The sequence below is a fragment of the Blautia sp. An249 genome, assembly GCF_002159835.1.
GTDB lineage: Bacteria > Bacillota > Clostridia > Lachnospirales > Lachnospiraceae > Blautia_A > Blautia_A avistercoris.
The window spans coordinates 58,882-78,322 of the sequence record NZ_NFJL01000005.1 but is presented as its reverse complement, the minus strand read 5'-3'; the positions used below and the strand labels follow the sequence as shown (position 1 = coordinate 78,322).

At 41.2% G+C, this 19,441-nt stretch carries 23 protein-coding genes and 4 pseudogenes; 18 read left to right on the top strand and 9 right to left on the bottom strand.

The window, feature by feature from the left end:
• Positions 1-92 precede the first annotated feature (92 nt).
• The 3 genes from B5F53_RS06500 to B5F53_RS06490 are packed head-to-tail and all read left to right on the top strand — an operon-like array spanning position 93 to position 2,474.
• Positions 93-473, top strand: a complete 381-nt coding sequence (locus B5F53_RS06500) for a hypothetical protein (protein ID WP_087221572.1) — start codon at positions 93-95, stop codon at positions 471-473.
• Positions 474-514: 41 nt separating this feature from the next.
• A complete protein-coding gene (locus B5F53_RS06495) occupies positions 515-979 on the top strand; it encodes a hypothetical protein (protein WP_087221569.1) in 465 nt (154 codons plus the stop codon).
• On the top strand, positions 951-2,474 hold the full coding sequence (locus B5F53_RS06490) for a DNA-methyltransferase (RefSeq protein WP_087221567.1): 1,524 nt from the start codon (positions 951-953) through the stop codon (positions 2,472-2,474). The genes B5F53_RS06495 and B5F53_RS06490 overlap by 29 nt, the downstream gene beginning before the upstream one ends.
• A gap of 113 nt (positions 2,475-2,587) precedes the next feature.
• Here the strand turns inward: B5F53_RS06490 and B5F53_RS06485 are convergent, their stop codons facing one another.
• Positions 2,588-3,886: an IS110 family transposase gene (locus tag B5F53_RS06485; protein ID WP_087221564.1), complete on the bottom strand. Its 1,299-nt coding sequence runs from the start codon at positions 3,884-3,886 to the stop codon at positions 2,588-2,590.
• 423 nt (positions 3,887-4,309) lie between these two features.
• Here B5F53_RS06485 and B5F53_RS06480 point away from each other — a divergent pair, with 423 nt between their 5' ends.
• The 3 genes from B5F53_RS06480 to B5F53_RS06465 all read left to right on the top strand — a co-directional run bounded on the left by B5F53_RS06480 (position 4,310) and on the right by B5F53_RS06465 (position 6,969).
• The gene (locus B5F53_RS06480; RefSeq protein WP_087221562.1) at positions 4,310-4,960 is read left to right on the top strand and encodes a hypothetical protein; all 651 of its coding nucleotides are present in this window, start codon (positions 4,310-4,312) and stop codon (positions 4,958-4,960) included.
• 21 nt (positions 4,961-4,981) lie between these two features.
• Positions 4,982-5,956, top strand: a complete 975-nt coding sequence (locus B5F53_RS06475) for a DUF4116 domain-containing protein (RefSeq protein ID WP_087221561.1) — start codon at positions 4,982-4,984, stop codon at positions 5,954-5,956.
• 644 nt (positions 5,957-6,600) lie between these two features.
• Positions 6,601-6,969 carry a hypothetical protein gene (locus B5F53_RS06465; protein WP_087221557.1) on the top strand — a complete coding sequence of 123 codons (369 nt, stop codon included), beginning with the start codon at positions 6,601-6,603 and terminating at the stop codon, positions 6,967-6,969.
• Positions 6,970-7,061: 92 nt separating this feature from the next.
• Here the strand turns inward: B5F53_RS06465 and B5F53_RS06460 are convergent.
• From B5F53_RS06460 to B5F53_RS06440, 5 genes and pseudogenes are all read right to left on the bottom strand, one after another.
• Positions 7,062-7,445 (bottom strand): annotated as a pseudogene (locus B5F53_RS06460) (ABC transporter permease); the annotation flags it as partial.
• A gap of 127 nt (positions 7,446-7,572) precedes the next feature.
• The gene (locus B5F53_RS06455; protein ID WP_087221555.1) at positions 7,573-7,947 is read right to left on the bottom strand and encodes a hypothetical protein; all 375 of its coding nucleotides are present in this window, start codon (positions 7,945-7,947) and stop codon (positions 7,573-7,575) included.
• A 39-nt stretch (positions 7,948-7,986) separates the two neighbouring features.
• On the bottom strand, positions 7,987-8,355 hold the full coding sequence (locus B5F53_RS06450) for a RidA family protein (RefSeq protein WP_087221553.1): 369 nt from the start codon (positions 8,353-8,355) through the stop codon (positions 7,987-7,989).
• Entirely contained in the window at positions 8,352-9,566 is a 1,215-nt protein-coding gene (locus B5F53_RS06445; RefSeq protein WP_087221551.1) for a DNA glycosylase AlkZ-like family protein, read from the bottom strand. The genes B5F53_RS06450 and B5F53_RS06445 overlap by 4 nt, the downstream gene beginning before the upstream one ends.
• 2 nt (positions 9,567-9,568) lie before the next feature.
• A complete protein-coding gene (locus B5F53_RS06440; RefSeq protein ID WP_087221549.1) occupies positions 9,569-10,477 on the bottom strand; it encodes a helix-turn-helix transcriptional regulator in 909 nt (302 codons plus the stop codon).
• Between the two features lie 230 nt (positions 10,478-10,707).
• On the opposite strand from B5F53_RS06440, the pseudogene B5F53_RS06435 reads away from it, so the two are divergent.
• A pseudogene (locus B5F53_RS06435) lies at positions 10,708-11,253 on the top strand (response regulator transcription factor); the annotation flags it as partial.
• Here the strand turns inward: B5F53_RS06435 and B5F53_RS20290 are convergent.
• Positions 11,253-11,357: pseudogene (locus B5F53_RS20290) on the bottom strand (response regulator transcription factor); the annotation flags it as partial. The pseudogenes B5F53_RS06435 and B5F53_RS20290 sit on opposite strands and share 1 nt — an antisense overlap.
• 292 nt (positions 11,358-11,649) lie before the next feature.
• On the opposite strand from B5F53_RS20290, the gene B5F53_RS06430 reads away from it, so the two are divergent.
• The 6 genes and pseudogenes from B5F53_RS06430 (at position 11,650) to B5F53_RS06405 (ending at position 15,380) form a co-directional block, all read left to right on the top strand.
• A complete protein-coding gene (locus B5F53_RS06430; RefSeq protein WP_087221547.1) occupies positions 11,650-11,934 on the top strand; it encodes a hypothetical protein in 285 nt (94 codons plus the stop codon).
• A gap of 166 nt (positions 11,935-12,100) precedes the next feature.
• A complete protein-coding gene (locus tag B5F53_RS06425; protein ID WP_087221545.1) occupies positions 12,101-12,466 on the top strand; it encodes a hypothetical protein in 366 nt (121 codons plus the stop codon).
• 176 nt (positions 12,467-12,642) lie between these two features.
• Positions 12,643-13,404 (top strand): phosphoadenosine phosphosulfate reductase domain-containing protein, encoded by a 762-nt coding sequence (locus B5F53_RS06420; RefSeq protein WP_087221543.1) that lies wholly within the window; start codon positions 12,643-12,645, stop codon positions 13,402-13,404.
• Positions 13,405-13,519: 115 nt separating this feature from the next.
• Positions 13,520-13,858, top strand: a complete 339-nt coding sequence (locus B5F53_RS06415; RefSeq protein ID WP_087221541.1) for an LPD16 domain-containing protein — start codon at positions 13,520-13,522, stop codon at positions 13,856-13,858.
• Between the two features lie 730 nt (positions 13,859-14,588).
• Positions 14,589-15,014, top strand: a pseudogene (locus B5F53_RS20285) (CHAP domain-containing protein); the annotation flags it as partial.
• Between the two features lie 45 nt (positions 15,015-15,059).
• The gene (locus B5F53_RS06405) at positions 15,060-15,380 is read left to right on the top strand and encodes a hypothetical protein (protein ID WP_087221537.1); all 321 of its coding nucleotides are present in this window, start codon (positions 15,060-15,062) and stop codon (positions 15,378-15,380) included.
• Between the two features lie 96 nt (positions 15,381-15,476).
• Here B5F53_RS06405 and B5F53_RS06400 read toward each other — a convergent pair whose 3' ends face one another.
• Positions 15,477-16,049 (bottom strand): hypothetical protein, encoded by a 573-nt coding sequence (locus tag B5F53_RS06400; protein ID WP_087221534.1) that lies wholly within the window; start codon positions 16,047-16,049, stop codon positions 15,477-15,479.
• A gap of 70 nt (positions 16,050-16,119) precedes the next feature.
• Positions 16,120-16,677, bottom strand: a complete 558-nt coding sequence (locus tag B5F53_RS19615; RefSeq protein ID WP_140398214.1) for a hypothetical protein — start codon at positions 16,675-16,677, stop codon at positions 16,120-16,122.
• 191 nt (positions 16,678-16,868) lie between these two features.
• Between B5F53_RS19615 and B5F53_RS06390 the strand changes: the two genes are divergently transcribed.
• The 5 genes from B5F53_RS06390 to B5F53_RS06370 all read left to right on the top strand — a co-directional run bounded on the left by B5F53_RS06390 (position 16,869) and on the right by B5F53_RS06370 (position 19,403).
• Positions 16,869-17,237: a helix-turn-helix domain-containing protein gene (locus tag B5F53_RS06390; protein WP_162610544.1), complete on the top strand. Its 369-nt coding sequence runs from the start codon at positions 16,869-16,871 to the stop codon at positions 17,235-17,237.
• Between the two features lie 138 nt (positions 17,238-17,375).
• Positions 17,376-17,741, top strand: coding sequence for a helix-turn-helix domain-containing protein (locus B5F53_RS06385; protein WP_087221528.1), 366 nt, complete (start codon positions 17,376-17,378; stop codon positions 17,739-17,741).
• Positions 17,742-17,977: 236 nt separating this feature from the next.
• The gene (locus B5F53_RS06380) at positions 17,978-18,655 is read left to right on the top strand and encodes a hypothetical protein (RefSeq protein WP_087221526.1); all 678 of its coding nucleotides are present in this window, start codon (positions 17,978-17,980) and stop codon (positions 18,653-18,655) included.
• 123 nt (positions 18,656-18,778) lie between these two features.
• Positions 18,779-19,102, top strand: a complete 324-nt coding sequence (locus B5F53_RS06375; protein ID WP_087221524.1) for a hypothetical protein — start codon at positions 18,779-18,781, stop codon at positions 19,100-19,102.
• A 19-nt stretch (positions 19,103-19,121) separates the two neighbouring features.
• Positions 19,122-19,403 (top strand): IreB family regulatory phosphoprotein, encoded by a 282-nt coding sequence (locus B5F53_RS06370; protein WP_087221522.1) that lies wholly within the window; start codon positions 19,122-19,124, stop codon positions 19,401-19,403.
• The last annotated feature ends 38 nt before the right edge of the window (positions 19,404-19,441 follow it).

Here is a 19,441-nt window from a genome sequence, read left to right as displayed (position 1 = left end):
GCGCTGCTCTTTATGAGGGCAGCCTTTTTGTATGGAGCAGTTTCATGCATATTTTTAGTGAATCATACAGATGAGAGGAGGTAACAGAGCAATTGGAAGAAAAATCAGAGAACACGAAAAATTTATCAAAACAGATGTTAAGGAGGGCTTCAACAGGTATGATTATGGATTTTTTGCAGAAACCTTGTAAAGAATATGACGCATGGCTTGAAGGTCTGCCAAAACAGGCAGTAGAAGGACTGGCGGATGAATGCGCCCATTGGATCAGATGCTGGGGCAGCGGTGGCGGAGATTATAGCACAGAAGCTTGTATTACAGAAGCGATCAGGACTGAGCATAGCAACTGTGCACCAGAAATCGCAGTGACGATTTTTGAAAGCGTTGCAAACTACAGTAAGAGCGCATTTGAAGCAAGTATTTTGACTATGGATATTGTTAATGAGTCTTTACGCGAATGTGGCATGGAATTATAGCGAAAGACGAACAGTGATCTGTAAAAGAGGAGACTTGAGAAATGATGAACAAAGAGGGAATGTTTTATACAGTAGATCCATCATATCGACAGTTTAATGATATGAAGTACCAGATAATAGATGTGTTGCTGCAGTGCAAGGATGACAGGAACAGTATTTATGAAGTAGAACTTGAAAATGGTTGTCTGATCCGAGCTTTTGGGGATGAACTCAATGGATTTATTCGCAGACACGAGAAAGATCCGATTCGTCTTCCGGTCGTATGGACGAGTAAAGGCTTTGTAGAAATTCCATATGAACAGGCGCAGACAATTTCCGAAGCAAAGCAATTCTTTTTTAAATCACTGGATAAAATCTCATTACCTCAAGGGGAATATCTTGAGGACAGTATGGAACTTGCCGCGGATGATGAGCTAGACATTAGCCTATTTAATTACAGCTTCAGGAATCAGGAAAGATGCAGAGAGGGAGGTACTGATGGTAGAAAGTGCAACACAACAAAATGATTTTCTGGCAGAAACAATTGGGGATACAGTGGAGCGCTTCTTAGCAAGCAAGAAAAATGGGATCGCATGTTTGAAAGAAATTTATAAGGCTGCATCAAAATGGCCGGAGGAATCCGTTCGCTGTGGTATATACAGAGACAGGAAACAGCGGTTTAAGCGTGTGGCAAAGGGGGTATATCTTCTGGTGGGAAAAGAGAGTGCCAGCCTTTTGATACGTGGGAACGGCAGAAAACTGGATGAAATTGAGGATAACTCAATATCGGCTATCATCAATGACCATCCATGGAAGAATGAAAAAGCACACAAATCCGGCAACCAGAAATGCTTTGCAGATTATGAAACCTTTTGCTATACACAAGAGGATTTTGAGCAGAAAGCGAGAGTACTGATACAAGGCGGATATCTGGCAGAGTTTTTGCCTGTGCGGAGCTTTACAAATAAAAAGTATCTGAACCAGATTGAGGAGATGGCAGAGAAGGCAAATTTGAATTATTATGCGAGCGTCATCTGGAGGAAAGCTCCGGAGGGAGTCATCAATACTGGGCGTACAACGAAAGGTGTAGAGCAGATTGTTATATTTACCAAAGGCAAAGCACGTTGTCTTAACTCTGGTGGGAAAGCATATCAGACTACAAGAATATTAAACTATGAGATTGATATTCCGGCGAATAAAGGAAAACACAAGAGCCATCAGGCGGAGAAGCCTATTGCCTTGTATAAATATCTGATCGAGCAGCTGACCAAAGAAAAGGATGTATGTCTGGATCAGTTTGGCGGTTCCTGTAATATGGCAAAGGCTGCAGTGGAAACAAACCGTTTTTCGATCGTATATGAGATATGTAAAGAATTTATTCAAAAGGCAGTGGACCGCTTCAAAATGTTTACTTTGTATGAAACGTCAGAGGATGAGGAAACAACCCAGGACGCTATCGCAGAAGAAGCTAAAGAGGAAGAGATTGTTGCCTCTGAGATATATGAGGTGAATATGATTCCCAGAGAGGCGACTATAGCACAAAAAGCTTTTCTTCATAAAGTTTTGAAACAGATTCCAGATTTCTTTACGGAGGATGAAAAAAGGCTGTTACAGGATGAAGGAATAATGAACATCGCTCAAAGGATAGATTCTTTGTACAAGAAGATTAATGAAAGAGGCTACCAATCATACAGAAGCAAGCTCCCGGAGTTTGACACGACTCGAAATATAGAGACATACATACGTAATGAGAGCCTTTGCCGGCAGATTGACCAGTTGTTTGAAGAGAAGTTCCCCGATATTTGGACCAGATGTGAACATGAGAATTATCGTATAGAAGCGAAGACGCTTGCGGCATATTGTGTCGTCATTCATTCCGGAGTGAACCGGCTTAAAGATATACCCTTTTATCTGGAGGAATATTGTGATTTTCTGGAGAAGAAAGGATACAAAGCTCAGCGGAGCAGAAGACTTCTGAAAGATTTTTTAGAGTTTAATGAGAAAATCAATAAAGCAGCATAAATACAGAGCTTCCTGGTGATATGTCAAGAGAATTTTGAAAAAATTTTAATGGGTTTTCCCGTTAAAAGGGCGCACTTCACCATCATTTGCTTTGCTAAACGCAAAAACAAACGTCAGTTCGACTCTTTATTCGGTTCGGCGTCCAGTTGTTCGCCGGTGTACAGTTGGTTTTTGGCCAGCAATCCAAAAACGAGTCGTACAAGTTTACGAGATGTAAGTGCGAGTGCTCTCTTGTGCTGATGCTTAGGAACTTCAGCATATTTTTTAGCGTAATACGCCTGATATTCCGGAATATGACGCCGGACACTGTTAGCTGCTTCACCGAAATAGTACCGGAGATAGCTGTTGCCAGCTTTGGTAACCGGTGTATCCTCGGCCTCAAAATCACCGGAATCATTGCGTCTCCAGGTCAAACCAGCATACTTAGCCAGAGCATCTGAGGAATGAAATGCGGAGATGCTCCCGATTTCAGCAATCATCCCTGCGGCCCAGACAGGACCGATGCCGGGGATGGACTGCAGGATAGTCAATGCATTCGGCGTCATGCCCCGAATTGTTTTTTCGATGGCTTTATCAATTGCTTTGATCTCTTTCTGATAGGTTTCAATGCAATTAAAGGAACTCGCTAAAGAGATATTGATCGGCTCATACATGCATTTGTCCAGGCGATAAGAATCACGAGCAGCTTTTTTTAATAAAGCCGATGTCTTTGACAGGTCCTGGATCCGGTTCCTGCTCTTTTGAGCCAGAAACTGGAGCAGTTCTTCTTCCGGAGCATCAATGATGTCCTGAACGGACATAAACTCCGTAAGAACAGCAGAGGATGCCGCACCGTAGAGATTGCTGAAGGGCCGATCATCATCTTGGAGAAGCTGTAGTTCACTAAACTTCAGATACAGGTTGGAAACCATATAGGTCTTCTCACGGGAGATACATCCCGCAAGATGCAGACGGTGCCTGGTAAGGCGCTTTAAAGCCAGATATTGACTGCCTCGCCATGGTTCACACTCAATCCGCCCAGCTCTGGCAAAATCTGCGATGACGAACGCATCAAGAGGGTCTGTCTTTGATAAGCCAATGAATGACTTTCTGTAATTGGCCGTCATCTTCGGGTTTAGACAAAAGACGTAGGGTTTGTAAGACATAAGGCGTTCGCAGGTGGACAGATAATTTGCGATATGAACACTGTAGACGGAAGTGGATTCCAAAGCGGCCACAACTGTTGTCAGATCCGGATGCTTATGCAGACAATCCAGGATCATACCGGCTAATTCCTCAGCTCCAGGCTGATTATTGGCGAAAGAGGAAGAGATGTACTTGTTCTTATAAAAATCCATAGCGTAAACGACATTGGATTTTGAACTAACGTCAATACCGACAAACAGAGTGGACATGAAGTTGATCTTTAACATGGTATCACCATCCTTTCCGATCGGGATTTGAGGAACCTGAAGGAGAGAGTTTATCCCGGGCTGTGTAAGGTGACTGGAACCTCGCGTTATCAGCATGCACCCCATCAGCATTTCTTGCTGGTGCTGTAACAGGGGATGCAGCTCCTGAGTAAACAGAATGTGCCATACACGCCGGGCTGCATGCTCCACAAGCAGGCACGGACGGACCGGCTGAAAGGTGAAAAAGCAGTGCCCTCAGACATCAGACTCTGCTGATATCATACCACGGGAGAAACTTTATTGCTATGTAACTATTGACTGTATAGAAGGGAATGGGATGAGGGGAGATCCCTCCTTGAACTCCTTACCTCTATACCATAAAAAGAATAAGTCTGTAACCTGAATTCTCTTGGCTACAAACTTATTATACGAGGTGAAAAAGCAATGGAAGAAACAAGAAGAGTTACTTATAAACAGTTGGAAATAGGGCAGCAGATAAGCGGGACTATCCACGGCGGGATGTCTGAAAGCTTTATGGCATATGTCAAAGAAATCAATGCTGCATACGTAACAGTTGAGATGTGGGAACCGGGCGGAAGGGAGGAACAGATCAGTTCAGAGGCATGGTTTTTGATCGCGTTGACGGATGACGAGATACGTGACAAATATAACGAAAAGGCTGCAGAGATAATAAGAAACGTGCAAAAACCGCTACACCTGGACGAAATCGGATCTCATACCCAGGCGAACGCATGGATCTCCAGCAACCCATGGGAATTGGCAATGGAATGTGGCAAGAGAAATTACACAATCTTGGGGCATTGTAAAGATATTATGCCTAAAAGATCCTTCCTTGGCGGTACTCTTTTAGATGTTGGAATATGTGCTTTGGATAAAGACGGAGACAGATTCTGGTGCCATTTCAGTAGTCAATATATAGAAGTTTTGGCGAGACGATATGAAAGATACCAGACATGGAAAAGAGAAAGCGGTGAGGATTTTAACTTTATCCTAAATGAAATCCCGTATGAAGTAGAAATGGAGACACTTGCGCATGAGAAAGAAAAAATGCCGGAGCAGCAGGTGGACGAATGATGCAGTGAGGAGACGGACACTATGAGTTATTTAATTATAAACGAAATCAAGATTGCTGATAAGAAAGTATTTGTCACCAGTGCAAGCAGTAGTTTACATCGCAGAATTTTTGAAACATATGAGGTGAAACAGCTAAGTGATATTCTGGGCGAAAGAGGAATTCAAGGAGTATTATCATGGATCGCACAACTTTATCGGGATGGAGAGTATAGACTTAGTGGGCAGACTTACATATGCCGAATTGTGCGTGAAGAATACAAAAAGGTGCCAAGCGTTTTACGTTCATTTCTTGATGATGAACGGTTGGGAGAGTATGTAGGAGAGTGCGCGGCAGCACGCTTTGAGAAGAAGCGTATTAATCGGTGGGAAAGACATCAGGAGCTGGATCGGTTAAGATATGATAAGGCAGCAGTTCTGGAAATTTGCAAGAAGCGTCCACAGGCATTTCAGTATGCCGACGCGGATTTACAAAAAGACAGGGAGGTAGCGGAGTCCTATATTGAACAGTGCGCAGATGATCTTTTCTTTGAGTTCCCTAAATATTATGAAAGCGATAAGGAACTGATCATAAAGGCACTTAAGAAAAATGGCTGCCTTTACAGGAAACTTAATGATTTGATGAAGCAGGACCGTGATCTCATATTGTTGGCTTTTGATTCATCCATTCAGCGCAGATTTGTGGAACATCTCCCTGATGTAATACCGACAAAAATCAGAAAGGACAGGGAATTTGTAAAGAAACTGTTAGATACAGGCATCCATATACATATTAATAGGGCTCCGGAACTTGTAGAGGATAGAGAAGCGGCACTGATATGGGTGAAAAAAGGCAAGTATGTGTTGGCAGATCTGTATGTTCTTAAAAAAGAGTATCTTGAAGAGCGTGAGTTTCAGGATATTTTAATTGATCGGTTTTCCGAGCCATCAAAAATGGAATCCCTGCAGCAAAGATTTAAGGAAGCAGGAGTGAAGCTTTCTTATGGGCGTGTAGCGTGATAATACAGGAAGATATAGTAGAAAAAGAAGGTGCATAACTTGAACCAAGATTTACAATTTGAGTGGGAAATGAAACGCATATATACTCAGCTGCGGAAGGCTGATTCTAAAGAGCGAATTTACAGATTGTGCTATATAATCCAACAGCAGTATGGTCCGAACAGGAAAGTGAGGCGGGATTATAAAAAAGCAAGTTCTTTGTTTAACGCAATAATGCTAAAAGGTCTATTAGGAAACTGTGTGGTCTCTTTATATGATGAGGACACTAGTACATTTTCATGTAGATACGTACCGGAGACAGTAAATGAGTTATTAGAGATAATTTCAAAATAGTCATGATTACAGAACGAAATGTAGAGCAGAATAGAAAGAGGAAGTTTCTTCTCTGTATTTTTATTTTAATTGCGCATATACTGAAAAGGAACTAAACTATTGACCTGATATTTTTACAGCTTTTGGTATGTTTAGTTCAGTATTGTACTGGAGGAAATTGTGAAGCCTCCAGTCTGGAGGGCTCCTGCGGGGGCCCTCTGCTATTTTAAGAATACAGTTTGTTGGTGACAGATCGTTGTTATTAAAACCATTTAGGCAGCAGTTTCTTTCATATTAATTGTAAGAATTAATTGGCGAAAGGAGTGCAGCATATGAAAACAGTATATCGAAAGATTATTGTAGATGTTCTAAAGACGAAGATGGAAACGGATATTGGAGGCGTTGTTACAATAAAGTGGAAGGATGAAATAAAGAGTATATCCGCGGCAGTTTTTAACCAGTACCAATATGAAGACGAGCCACTGTATTTCCTGAAACAGAAAATGACGGATTTTGAGAGATATATGCTGATCAAGAAGTTTGACGAGTGGTATGGAGATACAGAACAGGAGACAACGGTATGGGCACTGGAGTATCAGATTATCGTGCGGATGTTGCTGACGGGGTACCTTATAGTAAATCCAAAGTACTTGAGTCTTGAAGATGTTATGGAAAAAATATTATTTATTTTGAAGAACTGATTCGAGGAAATCCATGGAAAAGTAAAAAATGAGGAGTTAGAGTAAACCATAGAAAAAGCGGGGTAGCACACGCCGCCCCGCTGGATTTGAGCTTATTCCATTGAACGCATTTGCTCGATTAGAGATTGCTTTTTCTGTCTATTCACTGTCCATACAGACAGAATCAATTCCATTCCGAAAAGTACCAGAATGAACAGTCCCATTTCTAAAACTGGGAACTGATAAGGGACTACATTTCCGGCAAAAGCACCTGCACTCATTTTTCTGCAAGCAAAGATGGAAACTGGAAGCCCAATGATCAGTGTCGCAAATGTCGCAAAGAACGCATAGCATAGACCCTCGCAGATATTCATTTTACATAACTGTTTTTGAGTCAGAACGATAGAACGCAGAATACTGTTTTCTTGCTTTCTGGCTATCTGGTTAGAAAGTGTCGTGTTAATCAGGTTGATAACACAAAAGAGAAATACCAACCATGGGAAATTCCCCCTTTCCTCAACAAAAAATGGTGTCAACGGGCTCCATTTATGCAGTTAAGGAACGATATTTTTCAATATTCGCCCCTTAACTGTCTGTAAACAAAAAGGGCATGGACATTCTTCCCTATTTCTGTCCTGTTTTTATAAATTCTATCAGTTTTTCAACATCTTCAAAACCATCATAATCGCCATTTAAACTTTCTCTGTGGTATATAATTCCATTGTTTCCATTTCTTTCAAGACAATTTAACAAGCATTCTTCTCCATACCTTTTGACAAACAGCGTGAAAGCGTAAGGCTTGATTTTGCCTAATAATCCCTTTTTGCAATCTTCATTACAGTTGTAACAATGCCCTAAATTTTTAGAGAGTGAGCATTTTCTATTCTCACACCAGTTTTTATCCGGACATTCGCCGGAGTTACAGCCGGAGCAATGTTCATTTTCTGAACACAAGCAGCAGGCTAATCCACACCTCGCAATTCCTAATTCTCTTTTCAACTATAATCCCTCATTAAAATTTAATTTGTGAATAAACACTTATTTCCCGCAATATGCAATGGCATCAACTTGAAATTTCAATCCGTTTTCGCCTCCTTTGTCTGCGAAATTGGTCTGGATTGATTTACGGACTGGATACTTCCCGTGAAATCTCTCTTTTATAACCTTTTCCATGATAGGAATATTCCACACATCCCGAAATAAACAGTCCATTTGAACTACGTTCTCAAGCGTTAAGCCAAACAACGCTAATCTTTTCCCCATTACATCAAAAGCCCCGTTAATCTGTTCCTCGGTTGAGCCGTCTGTATTTCCGACACAATAACTCAAAAAACAGTAGTCCCCCGCTTTCACAATACCTGTATGTGCCCATTCTTCACTGACATCTAATCTGGTTATTTCACTCATAATCTTACCTCCAACTGTTTTTGATTTTTGCTGCTTAACGTTACGTTATGCAAATCTGCAAACCTTTCCATTTCTTCCATAATCGTATTTGTTATTTTTTCATCAGTTAAAACCCCCTTTTCCCACCACCAGTTTTTAATTTCAAAGCACTTGCCTTTACTTACAGGAACAGCTTCAAAACGTGCAACAAAGCTATCATTGTATAAAACGGGAAGGACATAATACCCATATTTCCGTTTTGATACTGGCGTATATACCTCCCAACTGTATGAAAAATCAAATATACTTTCTGTCATTTTTCTGTCCCATATCATGTTGTCAAGCGGTGCGATAAATCTGGCGTAGTCACTTGCCCTTTCACTTTTCAGGGATTCGAGAAAATCCTCACAGCAGTAAAATTCTTCTGTAATCCCCTCCACATGAATAACTTTAAGTTCCCCTTTTTCTGCTAATCTGGCTATCGTGCTTTTTCGCAGTTCATTATCCCATAAATAATTACCCTGCCATGCGCCGCCCCGTTTTCCCCACAAAATACCTACGCCCGCAATTCTCCTTTTTACATACCAGTCCAAAAACTGTTCTATCGTCATAAAACGAAAGCCCGAAAAATAGTCTTTTGGTATCACACGTTCAGTCAAATCGAACTGTTTTTGTGTCCCAATCTTTTTTGCAACGCATAATTCCCCTTTTGTATACAGATAATCCAACGCCGCACTGGATAGTTTCTTATGCCCCCACCGGCTTTCTCTTACCTCTCCGATTGAAATATCTTTTGTTCCCGTTAAACCATTTGCAGACACAAATGCTCTTACTTCCTGCAATATATTCAACGCTTCTGTCTGCCCTCTGTACGACAAAGTGCGCTCGGCTGACTGCGCCTGTATCTGTCTGACATTTTCAAACCTTTCAAAGTCCTCTGTAATATAAATGCACATTTCCTTATCAAATCCGTCTGTAAGAAAATGCTCCGTATAAAGCAGGTACTCCAGCATTTCGCTTCGGTAATCCGCAATTCGGGCTTGCAGTACCAAATCAGCGTTGCGTCCGACCACATTCAACGGATCATACTGAATGGAATGCAGTTTCCTCATCAGCTTTTTTATTCCGTCTGTTCCATACAATTTTTCTGAATGGTCTATATTCTGATAATGCGCCAGCCCCCTGCGTATCTGCTGCTTTGTATAATACTTTTCTATGGTAAAATCCACCATGCTTACCTCCTATAAATGCTCAACACTTCTTCACAGGTCTGTGAAATTTTATCTATAATGCCCTGCGGCTCTAAAACTTTCACTTTATTCCCAAATGAAAGCAGTACGCCAAACCAAAACGTTTCATTTTGGGGAACATGAATACAAAACTCAAAATCTCCATTCTCAAATTCCCTTGTTATCTCTATGTTCAAATACTCCCTGCATTTTATCTTAATCTGTGCGCTGCCTATGGCTCTGATTTCTGTAATTTGCTGGGTATCACTCCATTCCTCCATAACTTTGCTAAGAGAATGCTTCCTCGTAATGCTTTGCTCTGTCACAGATAATGCTTCCATTCTGACCAGCTTGTACATTCTGTAATCCTCATGCTTTGTGCTGTAGCCAATAAGATACCAGTTGTACCATTTATAGACGACACCGACAGGCTCTACCGAAACGGTATGTGAAGCATTTGCATTATTCGTGTATAAAAACTGAACTGTTCTTTGAGCGTTGACTGCCTTTTCCAAAGTGCTTATCAGCGTATTGGTATCTACATTTTCATGTGCCGCCCCTAAATCAATTTCAATGGCAGTTTCCTTATTTTCTGCTAATAAAGTTATCTTATCTATCGTTTCTTGGATTGTTTTATTTTCATAAGCGCTTGCCATTGAACGCAAAGCACTGATTATGTTTTTATAATCACGTTCATTTCCTAAATGCTTATCCAATACATAGGTATCTAATATTTCATATCCGCCATGAACGCCATAAGCAGATGTGATTGGAATACCCGCCTGACACAAGGTATCAATATCACGCATAATAGTTCTTGTATTTACTTCAAACTTATTGGCAAGCTGTGCTGCGGATGTTTTCCCATTTTTCAACAAATGTAATATAATGCCCATCAAACGGTCAATCTTCATAAATTTTCCTTTCTCCTAAATCATATCACTCTAACTATGACACCATTATGTCATAGTTTTTGAAAAAAATAAATAGAATGATGCGTGAGATTCTGTCCGTCGTAGGCACTGTGAAAATGTGTATAACGGGCTGTTTTATGGAGTTGTGTGGAACTATGTTTGCAGAATGTGGGAAAGCTGTACTTTGCTTTTCCATGTTCTGTGAACGTAGTTATCCATGACGGAATAGCCTGTCCGCTGACGGCTACAGCGTGACCTCTGCCCTGAACGCCAGGACAGCAACCGAAGCCCTGCACACGCAGGAATTTGATTTAGTCTTGCTGGACATCAACCTGCCGGACGGGAACGGCTTTGAGCTGTGCAAGCTGATAAAGCCCCAGCACCTGGACACCATCGTGATTTTCCTGACCGCCAACGATCAGGAGAGCGACCAGATACGGGGCTATGAGGTGGGCGCGGTGGACTACATCACAAAGCCCTTTGTGATCAGGGCCTTGCAGCGGAAAATCAAAGCCATGTTCGCCATGCTGGAACACCACAAACCGGCCAAGGACATTTACGATGACGGGAGGCTGTTTCTGGACTTCTCGGAGCAGACAGCTTCCTTAAACGGCAAGCCCCTGACCCTATCCCCGATGGAGTACAAAATGCTGAACCTGTTCCGTAAAAATCCCCGACAAGTGCTGACCCGTGGGCAGCTTTTGGAAAAGCTGTGGGATATAGACGAGAAGTATGTAGACGAACACACCCTGACAACCTCCGTCAGCCGGATTCGCAGGTTGTAGGCTAACATCTTATTCAAAAAACTGTCGTCCTCGACAATTAAAATCTGCTTCATATTCTCACTTCCTTTGCTTTTTGCAGATAGTATAACAGGCAAATGTCCGCGAATTGTTACAGCGGACGAATTTTCTTTATTATAGGATAGCCCTCTTTTCAGTACAAGGCGGAAAATATGAATTGTAAAATTACACCCCTATACATATGTCGATTGCGAATGACACATTTTCAGTTAAGTTTCTCTCATATTTATAATGATAAGCTTATCTCCGAGGGCGAATACAAAATAGCTGGAGAGGTCGATGGCTATTGTCCTATATGATACAATGTTGTACATATGGTGTTCTCGGTGTAAGGAAAGTAAAACAATTCATTTACAGGGAGGAACAACAATGGCAGAAAAGGTGAAGTATATAACTGTTGACAAACAGGAGGTCTACGAGAATGAAATAAAACCTTTGGTAGATCACCTTAAAAGCTTGCTGTGCCATTATGAAATGGCATTCTTTTTCGCAGCTGCGGTAAAATCAGATGAAGAAGGTACGGAATATATCTATGAGTCTAATGACCCGTGGTCCACATCACTGCAGCTGAAAGATGACAAGATACCGGGTTTTATCAAGGTGACAAAAGGATTTAAAACAGTCCTGCCAGACCACATAGAGATTGAGCTATAAAAGAATATCTGCAGGAAAGAGGAGGCAAGGACCTCCTCTTTTTTGCCCCTTTCAGTAGCTGAGGGCAAGTGTATTTGGGATACGCATTTTATTTCATATTCAATAGGAAAATACAATGACGAAAGGAGGCCGGAATTTAGATACGCATTGCAGAAGGAGGAAATGTATGCATATTCATAAGTTTGCTGATTGCTGCTTTTTTTCAGAGGCGGCAATCGGAGGAACTTTGCCAGAGACAGAGAAATATAGGAAGTTGCTGAAGAATCTGCATCCAAAGCAGATCTTAAATTCAATCCTGTGTATTCCGCTGTACAGAGTCTGTTTTAGCTACACAACGATTCGTGGAAATGTAAGAAAAGGAGAAAAATACTATTTTTCTATAAGCGGAGATCATGACTGTGTTGAAATGGAAGTGGAAATAAAACTGAAGGATTGGATAGATGATGAGAATTATAGGAGACCATACCGTGCTATATCCAATGTAGAAATTCTGGAGATAGAGCGGGTAGCCTATGCAAACCTTGCCCTGTAATATCCTGTTTTTGGATATGCTTCGGAAAATCCCCGTATAGGGGTTTCCGTCAGGTGTCAAATGATTGCGCATAGAAACACCGAAAAAATAAGAGAAGGTTAGACGGAGTAAAAGGACACACCGGAAAGCATGGACTTATCCCATCAATAGCAAAATTCACGCTGGAGATGGGAAGGATGAAGCATATTGTAAGCTTAAGTGGTGGGAAAGACAGCACTGCTATGTTGATTAAAATGATTGAAATGGGAATGGTCATTGACGACATTGTATTTATAAATGTGATGGCGACACCGACCATGGGAGCAGAGTTCCCGGAAATGTACGATTATTTAGACAAATTGGAAGGTTATATTGGAAGAAAAATTACAAGAGTACCTTCAGTCATCAGTTTTGATGAAGGATTCCATCAGACTTATAAGAAGGGCGCAAGGAAAGGAGCGATCTATGGGTACCCGTTTACAATCGGGGCATGGTGCAACGATCGGTTGAAACTGCGGGCAATAGAGAAGCACTACAAAACTTATGGAGAGCATATTCGTTATTTGGGAATTGCAGCGGATGAAACAAAACGATTGAAACATCTGACTCCAAATTGCAGAGCACCATTGGCTGACTGGAGGATGACCGAGCAGGATTGCATTAACTTTTTGCAGGAAAGAGACATGATGAATCCTCTTTATAAGAAATTTAAGCGATTGGGTTGCTTTTTTTGCCCGAAACAGTCTCTTTCTTCGTTGAGAACGGTTCGGCACGATTATCCAGAGTTGTGGAAGATGATGATGCAGTGGGATGTTGAGAGCCCACGTACATTCCGGCCGGACGGCACGGTTCATGACTTGGACCGTAGATTTGCTCTGGAGGACCAGCAGATTACAATATGGAGTTATATGGAAGAAGTGCAAACCGGATCAGATACGGGAAAGACTGAGGCCGCCTAATACGCGGCGGCAGTTAGGAATGCAGCAGGTAAATAATAGGATTAAGAAGAGGGATCGGACGGGCAACGAGCCGGTCCCTCACAATTAGGATACACATCTGTAGAAAGGAGAAACGGTGGAAGAAAAGATACAGCATTTAGCAGAGCAAGATCTTCATCGCGCAATCGAGAACCCGACTGAGACAGAGATGGCCTTTTATAATCACAAACAGGGATTCTTTCTTATACAAGAGTGCGACGACGGCTATGACTATACCTTTGCAAATAAGAGATATGAATTGCTGGATGGAGGTCAACTTGATGTCCAGGAGATTACAATCTATGAAGCCGCAGAAGAGCTCCTGAAAGAAGCTGGCTGGGAGAACGGAGCAGTACAATGTGATTATGAGGAAACTGAGGAAAAAATCCAGAATACAGAAAAAGAAAAATTTCGAAAAAGGGGAATTTTACAATAAAGTTCAAATAGGTCATGTTATGCGCTGGATTTTTATGTCTGTAAATATCTCGCATACTTTCAATATAGAAAAGAAAAGGAGGTATGCGAAAATGTTAAGAAAGAAGCGGATACTTTGCAGTATGCTCGCAGTCATGACACTCTTATGTAATATGCCCGTTCCCGTTCAGGCGGCGGAGGGAGTTCTCCAGACAGAGGTTCTATCTGTCAGGGAAGAGGACGGACAAGTTACTGCTGTTTATGACACTAAGGAGGGGAAGGCACCTGACCAAATCCTTTACGCTGTCTCAAAAGATGGTCAGTTTGTGTGGGACTCTATAGTAGAAACAAGCGGGAAAAGCGGAAAACAGTATTGTGTGCTGGATATTCCGGAAGAGACCTTAGAACGTGATCAATATGATGTCGTTGTATGGGGACAGAGCAAAGGTGAGGATGGAGAGAAGCAAACAAGCGAGATCTATGCCTTTAAAGTGAATCTGGGAACATCTGCAGATAACCTTGTAATCCCTGTAGTACAGTCTTCCAAAACAATGGTGGTGAATATGCCGTTTGCATATATCACAAAAGACACTTCGATGGAGGAGGCAATCTGTTATCTGAAGGAAGGGGATACGGTACAGGTATATACAGATACGGAAGAGAACGCAGTTGTATATGTGACAAAAGACGGAATAAGCGGTTATATGTATTCCCGTTCTCTGACAAACAAGGTATTTGATTTACACGGAGCTGGAAGCGATGAGATTGTCGAAGTGGCAAAATCTCAGCTTGGAAATGTGGGTGGAGCCCCTTATTGGTCGTGGTATGGATTTAATGGCAGGGTAGAATGGTGCGCATGTTTTGTCAGCTGGTGTGCGTCTCAGTGCGGTTACATAGAAGCTGGAGTGATTCCAAAGTTTGCTCATTGTGAGTTCCAGGGAAAGCCGTGGTTTATCGCAAATGGTCAGTGGATGGACCGAAACTGCGAGCCTGAGCCGGGGTATATCATTTTCTTTGACTGGGGCGGTGACGGTACCGCGGATCATGTCGGGATTGTTGAGAAATGCGAGAATGGAATCGTATACACGATTGAAGGAAACAGCAGCGATGCGTGTAAACAGAGAAGCTATCCTGTTGGAAGTTCTAAGATCAATGGATATGGCGTACCGGCATATTAGACACAAAGAGAAATTTAAAATTACACAAAGATAAGGAGACACAAAGTGGATAATGGAGTATATACGATGATTCGCAGGGATCAGGATGGTATGGATATCAATGTGTATATTGATATGTATGAGCTTCCGGCGGAGCTGATGAAAGAAGGAACGGAAACAAATGTTATTGAAGTGTTCCGCAAGATTGCAAAAGACTACTTGGCTACAGACGAAGGCAAAAGAGAATTAGAATACAGTTGCGGATGCTTTAATTGGAATGACTTTGCCAATATACCGGAGAAATTTCTGAATCGATATGGCATTAGAAGTGTGCCTATTGTATCGCGTTTTTACACTGAGGTTGACGCCAATGAGGAACTTGTATAGAAAAGATATTCGTGTAGAAGAAGTAAACAGAAACTTCAGAAATGAAATGGAGCACGGGTTTTAGTATCCGTGCTCCTTCTCTCTTTATGGATTTTATTATTCCCAGATAACTGAATATTGTTGGTTTTTCGTATCTGCCCATAGCAGGAAGACCTGGTCATTGAGTTTTACAGAGTTTACATCGGTATTCTCTTTTTGCGTATCGGAGAAGATTTCTTTAATGGAAGTTTGTTCTTCCGGCGAAAGATCTTGACCCGAAGCAATAGATAAAAAGCAGTTGATTTCTTTTAATGCATTCTCCAGGGGATTCATTTTCGTGGTAAACTTTATATTTGTGACAACTTCATTGTCATCGGCTTTCAGGGACAGAGTACTTGCCTCGGTAGTAGCTGTATACGATGTGGCGGTGTCCACATTTTCTTTGGCGTAGTCAGAAAAGCCAATTCCCCCGAACATTTCCTGGGCCTTTGATACAGTCATAAGGTTTTCCGGTATATCTCCGGATAAAGAAGAACCCTTAATATCTTCATAATAAGGCACGTCTTCTTGTGGTGAGTTGCTGGAATATGCTGAAACCTCTTCTGGGGGATCATCCGCAGGGAGAGAAGAGTTGCAGCCAGTCAGTAAGATTCCCAGAAGATAACAAACGATAAAAATCCTTTTTTTCATTGTGAAAGCCTCCTTCCTAAATTCTATATAATAAATATGAATGAAATTAAGAGGCTTTTTAAATTTTCACCTAAATGAATTCTCCGGGCGGCATGTAATCACAGGCGGCTTTGGCACAAAAATCCCTTGTCCGTTCAATCAACTCGGTCAGGTCAAAAATTTTCTGGGATCGGATAATAAGGGAAAGTGTTGGCTCGCTGGAAAAGAAATCCTCCCATAGAGAAGAAGGGAGAAAGAGATATTCCAACCGACCGGTTTCCGGATGAGTTGTCTGCTTATATTTGGCATGCGCCAGAAGATACGGCAGATAGGCTCTTCCAGCGGATGAACAGCCGGTCAGGTAAAAGACCATATTATATATACATGGAACGGTAGTGCAGGTCTTTGAGGACAAAATAGGAAATGGAAGTCTGGAATATTCCATCTCAGTGAGATCAGGAACCGTACTTAGAAAGGCTTTCCTAAAAAAATCTGGTGCTTTTGTCTCCAACCGGCAAAGAGATATCTGGTCATCCTTTGAATATGCTTTTTGAAAAGCAGCAAGAAACTTTGGATAATCATAAAGATCGACCTCCCTTGCAGATTCAGATATGCTATCTGTAGTGAGTGTTGAATCATAGTTCTGCATAATGTACCTCGCTTCGTGTTGGCAGTTACAAAATAGGATTATATCCATAAAACAGGTAGAAATAGAAAAAGTGGATATAATTCAATAGTAACATGTAAAAAGTTTAACAATATAAAACTATAATTATTATAATGTTACGAGCTATTAAACGTCAATACGTTAAACTTAACATAGAAATAAGGAGGATTTCTATGTTTGACTTAGGACTTCGTATCAAGGAATTAAGAGAAGAGCATCATTGGACTCAGGAAGAACTGGGGAAGAAAATTAATAAATCCAAATCAATGGTTTCTCTATACGAAAGCAATATAAAGATCCCTTCAGGGGAAACGCTGATTGATCTGGCATATTTGTTCAATGTTTCACTGGACTATCTGGTAGGCATCGATAAGAAAGAGATGGTGTCGATAGAAAAATTGTCGGAACGGCAGAAAACACTGGTTCACACTTTGCTGATCGAATTTAGAGACGATTCAAGGAGAAAAGGACTGTCCCCGCGCCAGCAGGATATTTTATCAGGGCTTATGACTGAATTTGTAGAAAAGAGCATGAAGGTATAGATTAATAAAAAATTGTACAAATTAAGCTGATAGAATAATATTATAGCTGTGCGCTTGTATCGTAAAAATTTGTATTTCTTTATACTAAAGATATCGAGACAAAAATTAATGCTATTTGCATAATTGTGGGGTATAAAGATGGACAAAGAAAGACTGGGACAACGCATACGAGAAGAAAGAAAACGACATCGATATACATTAGAAGCGCTGGCCACGAAGGCCAGGATTGGCAGCGTTTATTTAAGCGAAATAGAAAGAGGGTTAAAGGCTCCTAGCCTGGGTGTGCTTGTAGAGATTGTGAATGCGTTTGAAGATGTTTCCATGGATTATCTTTTAAGAGATTTTTCAGAGTCGGGAAAAGGATATGCTTTGAATGAGGTTACGGAGAAAATGGTTGATTTGACACCTTCTCAGATTCGGATGATTTCTGATGTTGTGGAAGCAATGATCTCGAACTTTGAGATACAAAAGGCAGAGAGAGCAAAGGAATTAGAGGAATGGTAGTATAAGCGGTGTGCTTGGCAGCATGGAGGAAAATCAAAAATATTTTGAATGTAAATGAAGACAGCCTGATGATGATCCCAGGCTGTTTTTTGTGCCTGTTTATTAGGATTTGACAAAATATGACACTATTTAATATAGGTATCTCTTATAATTCGACACACATAAAAAATTTTCTGTGATAAAATTAGCTTATAGAATTAAAATAATTCAATATGCTAATAAGAGGAGGACGCGTAATGAAGAACGAACAGGTTGAAAGCGGCATCATGGAGTGTGTGACGGAGAAAGAGAAGTTGTACGAGAAACAAGTAATCGCGTATTTAGATACTTACGCAGGAACTGAGTATGAGACTGAAAAGAAATTGAATGAACTAACGCAGAAGAAATTATATCATAGCCTGCCAGAAGACAAAGTCCTACGTTTAAAGAGCCTGGTAGGACTTTGTGAGAAACGGAATCGGCTCGGGATACAGTACGCATGGGAAAAGGGGCGGCGGCTTACTCTTTTGGTGTCTGAGGGCATAAGAATCGGATATCCGAGGACTGATGATGAGAGCGTTTATGAGTATCTGCAGATGTATAAATTGGAGGGGCTTCCAGCTTATCGTAGACTGGAGGAGGAGATTCATGAGCTGCTCAATGCAGAATCAGATGAATTAGAAGAAAGTTTGAGAGATATTTCAACATATTATACAGGTCTGGAATTTGACATGCTTAGAACGGCACATTATCTGGGATACATGGCGGGAATTAAGGAATTTGAGACGATAGAAGCCGGTTTTGGAGAAAACAGGGATCTGACTTTACTTTACGGAAAGCGGATGGAGCAGTCCTTTCGGGCAAAGGAGAATAACCAGCCAGAAGAGCCAATAGATTGTCTCAATGATTCAGAAACAACGGGACATGTTAGTTAAACTCATACAAAAACAAATTGATCCGTAGGGAACCATGCCTTGCGGATCTTTTTTACATGCACAAATTCCCGGCATATTTAAACTGAAACAATAAATGACGATGGGAGGATAGTGGAGACAACTATGAATACAGATAAGACAGAAATAGAAGCCGTTTTAACGCAGAGAGGTGAAGATGGATTTTATAGGACGGAAATTACAAGATTAATCGACTATTTAGAGCGTCCGGGAGAAGAAACAGAGCTGGATGTAGTGTGTCTGGAATTTGATACCGGAATTATATTTGGATTTATCAGATATGATGTGTCGGATGAAAAACTGGGATTTGATGTGAGTAAAGATTCCGATTTTGGAAAGGCTGCAATTGCGGTAGCAAATGATATGGAACTGGAAAATGACTCCCATATTTACGATTTTGCAGGTGTGAAAACACTGATGTATTATTAGGTGAAAGAGGAGGAGTTATATGAATTTGAAAGGAACGCAAGAAAATTGGTCAAAAGAGGAAATTCGGCAGTGCGTCAAGGAGGTTTGCCAAACGTTAGAGCACTATGGTTATGATCCGGTCCGCCAGCTTGCAGGATATGTGCTGACAAATGATCCCATATACATTACGGCAAAAGAGGAAGCCAGAGTAAAGATGCAGAATCTGGATCACTTCCTGCTTTTAGAGGCAATATTACAGCAATATGTAGAAGGAATAGATGGCATGTCGAGATATGATACAAAGAAATTTCAAGTGGACTGACAGAGAAATAAAGAGAATGTGGATTTAATCCCAGAGGA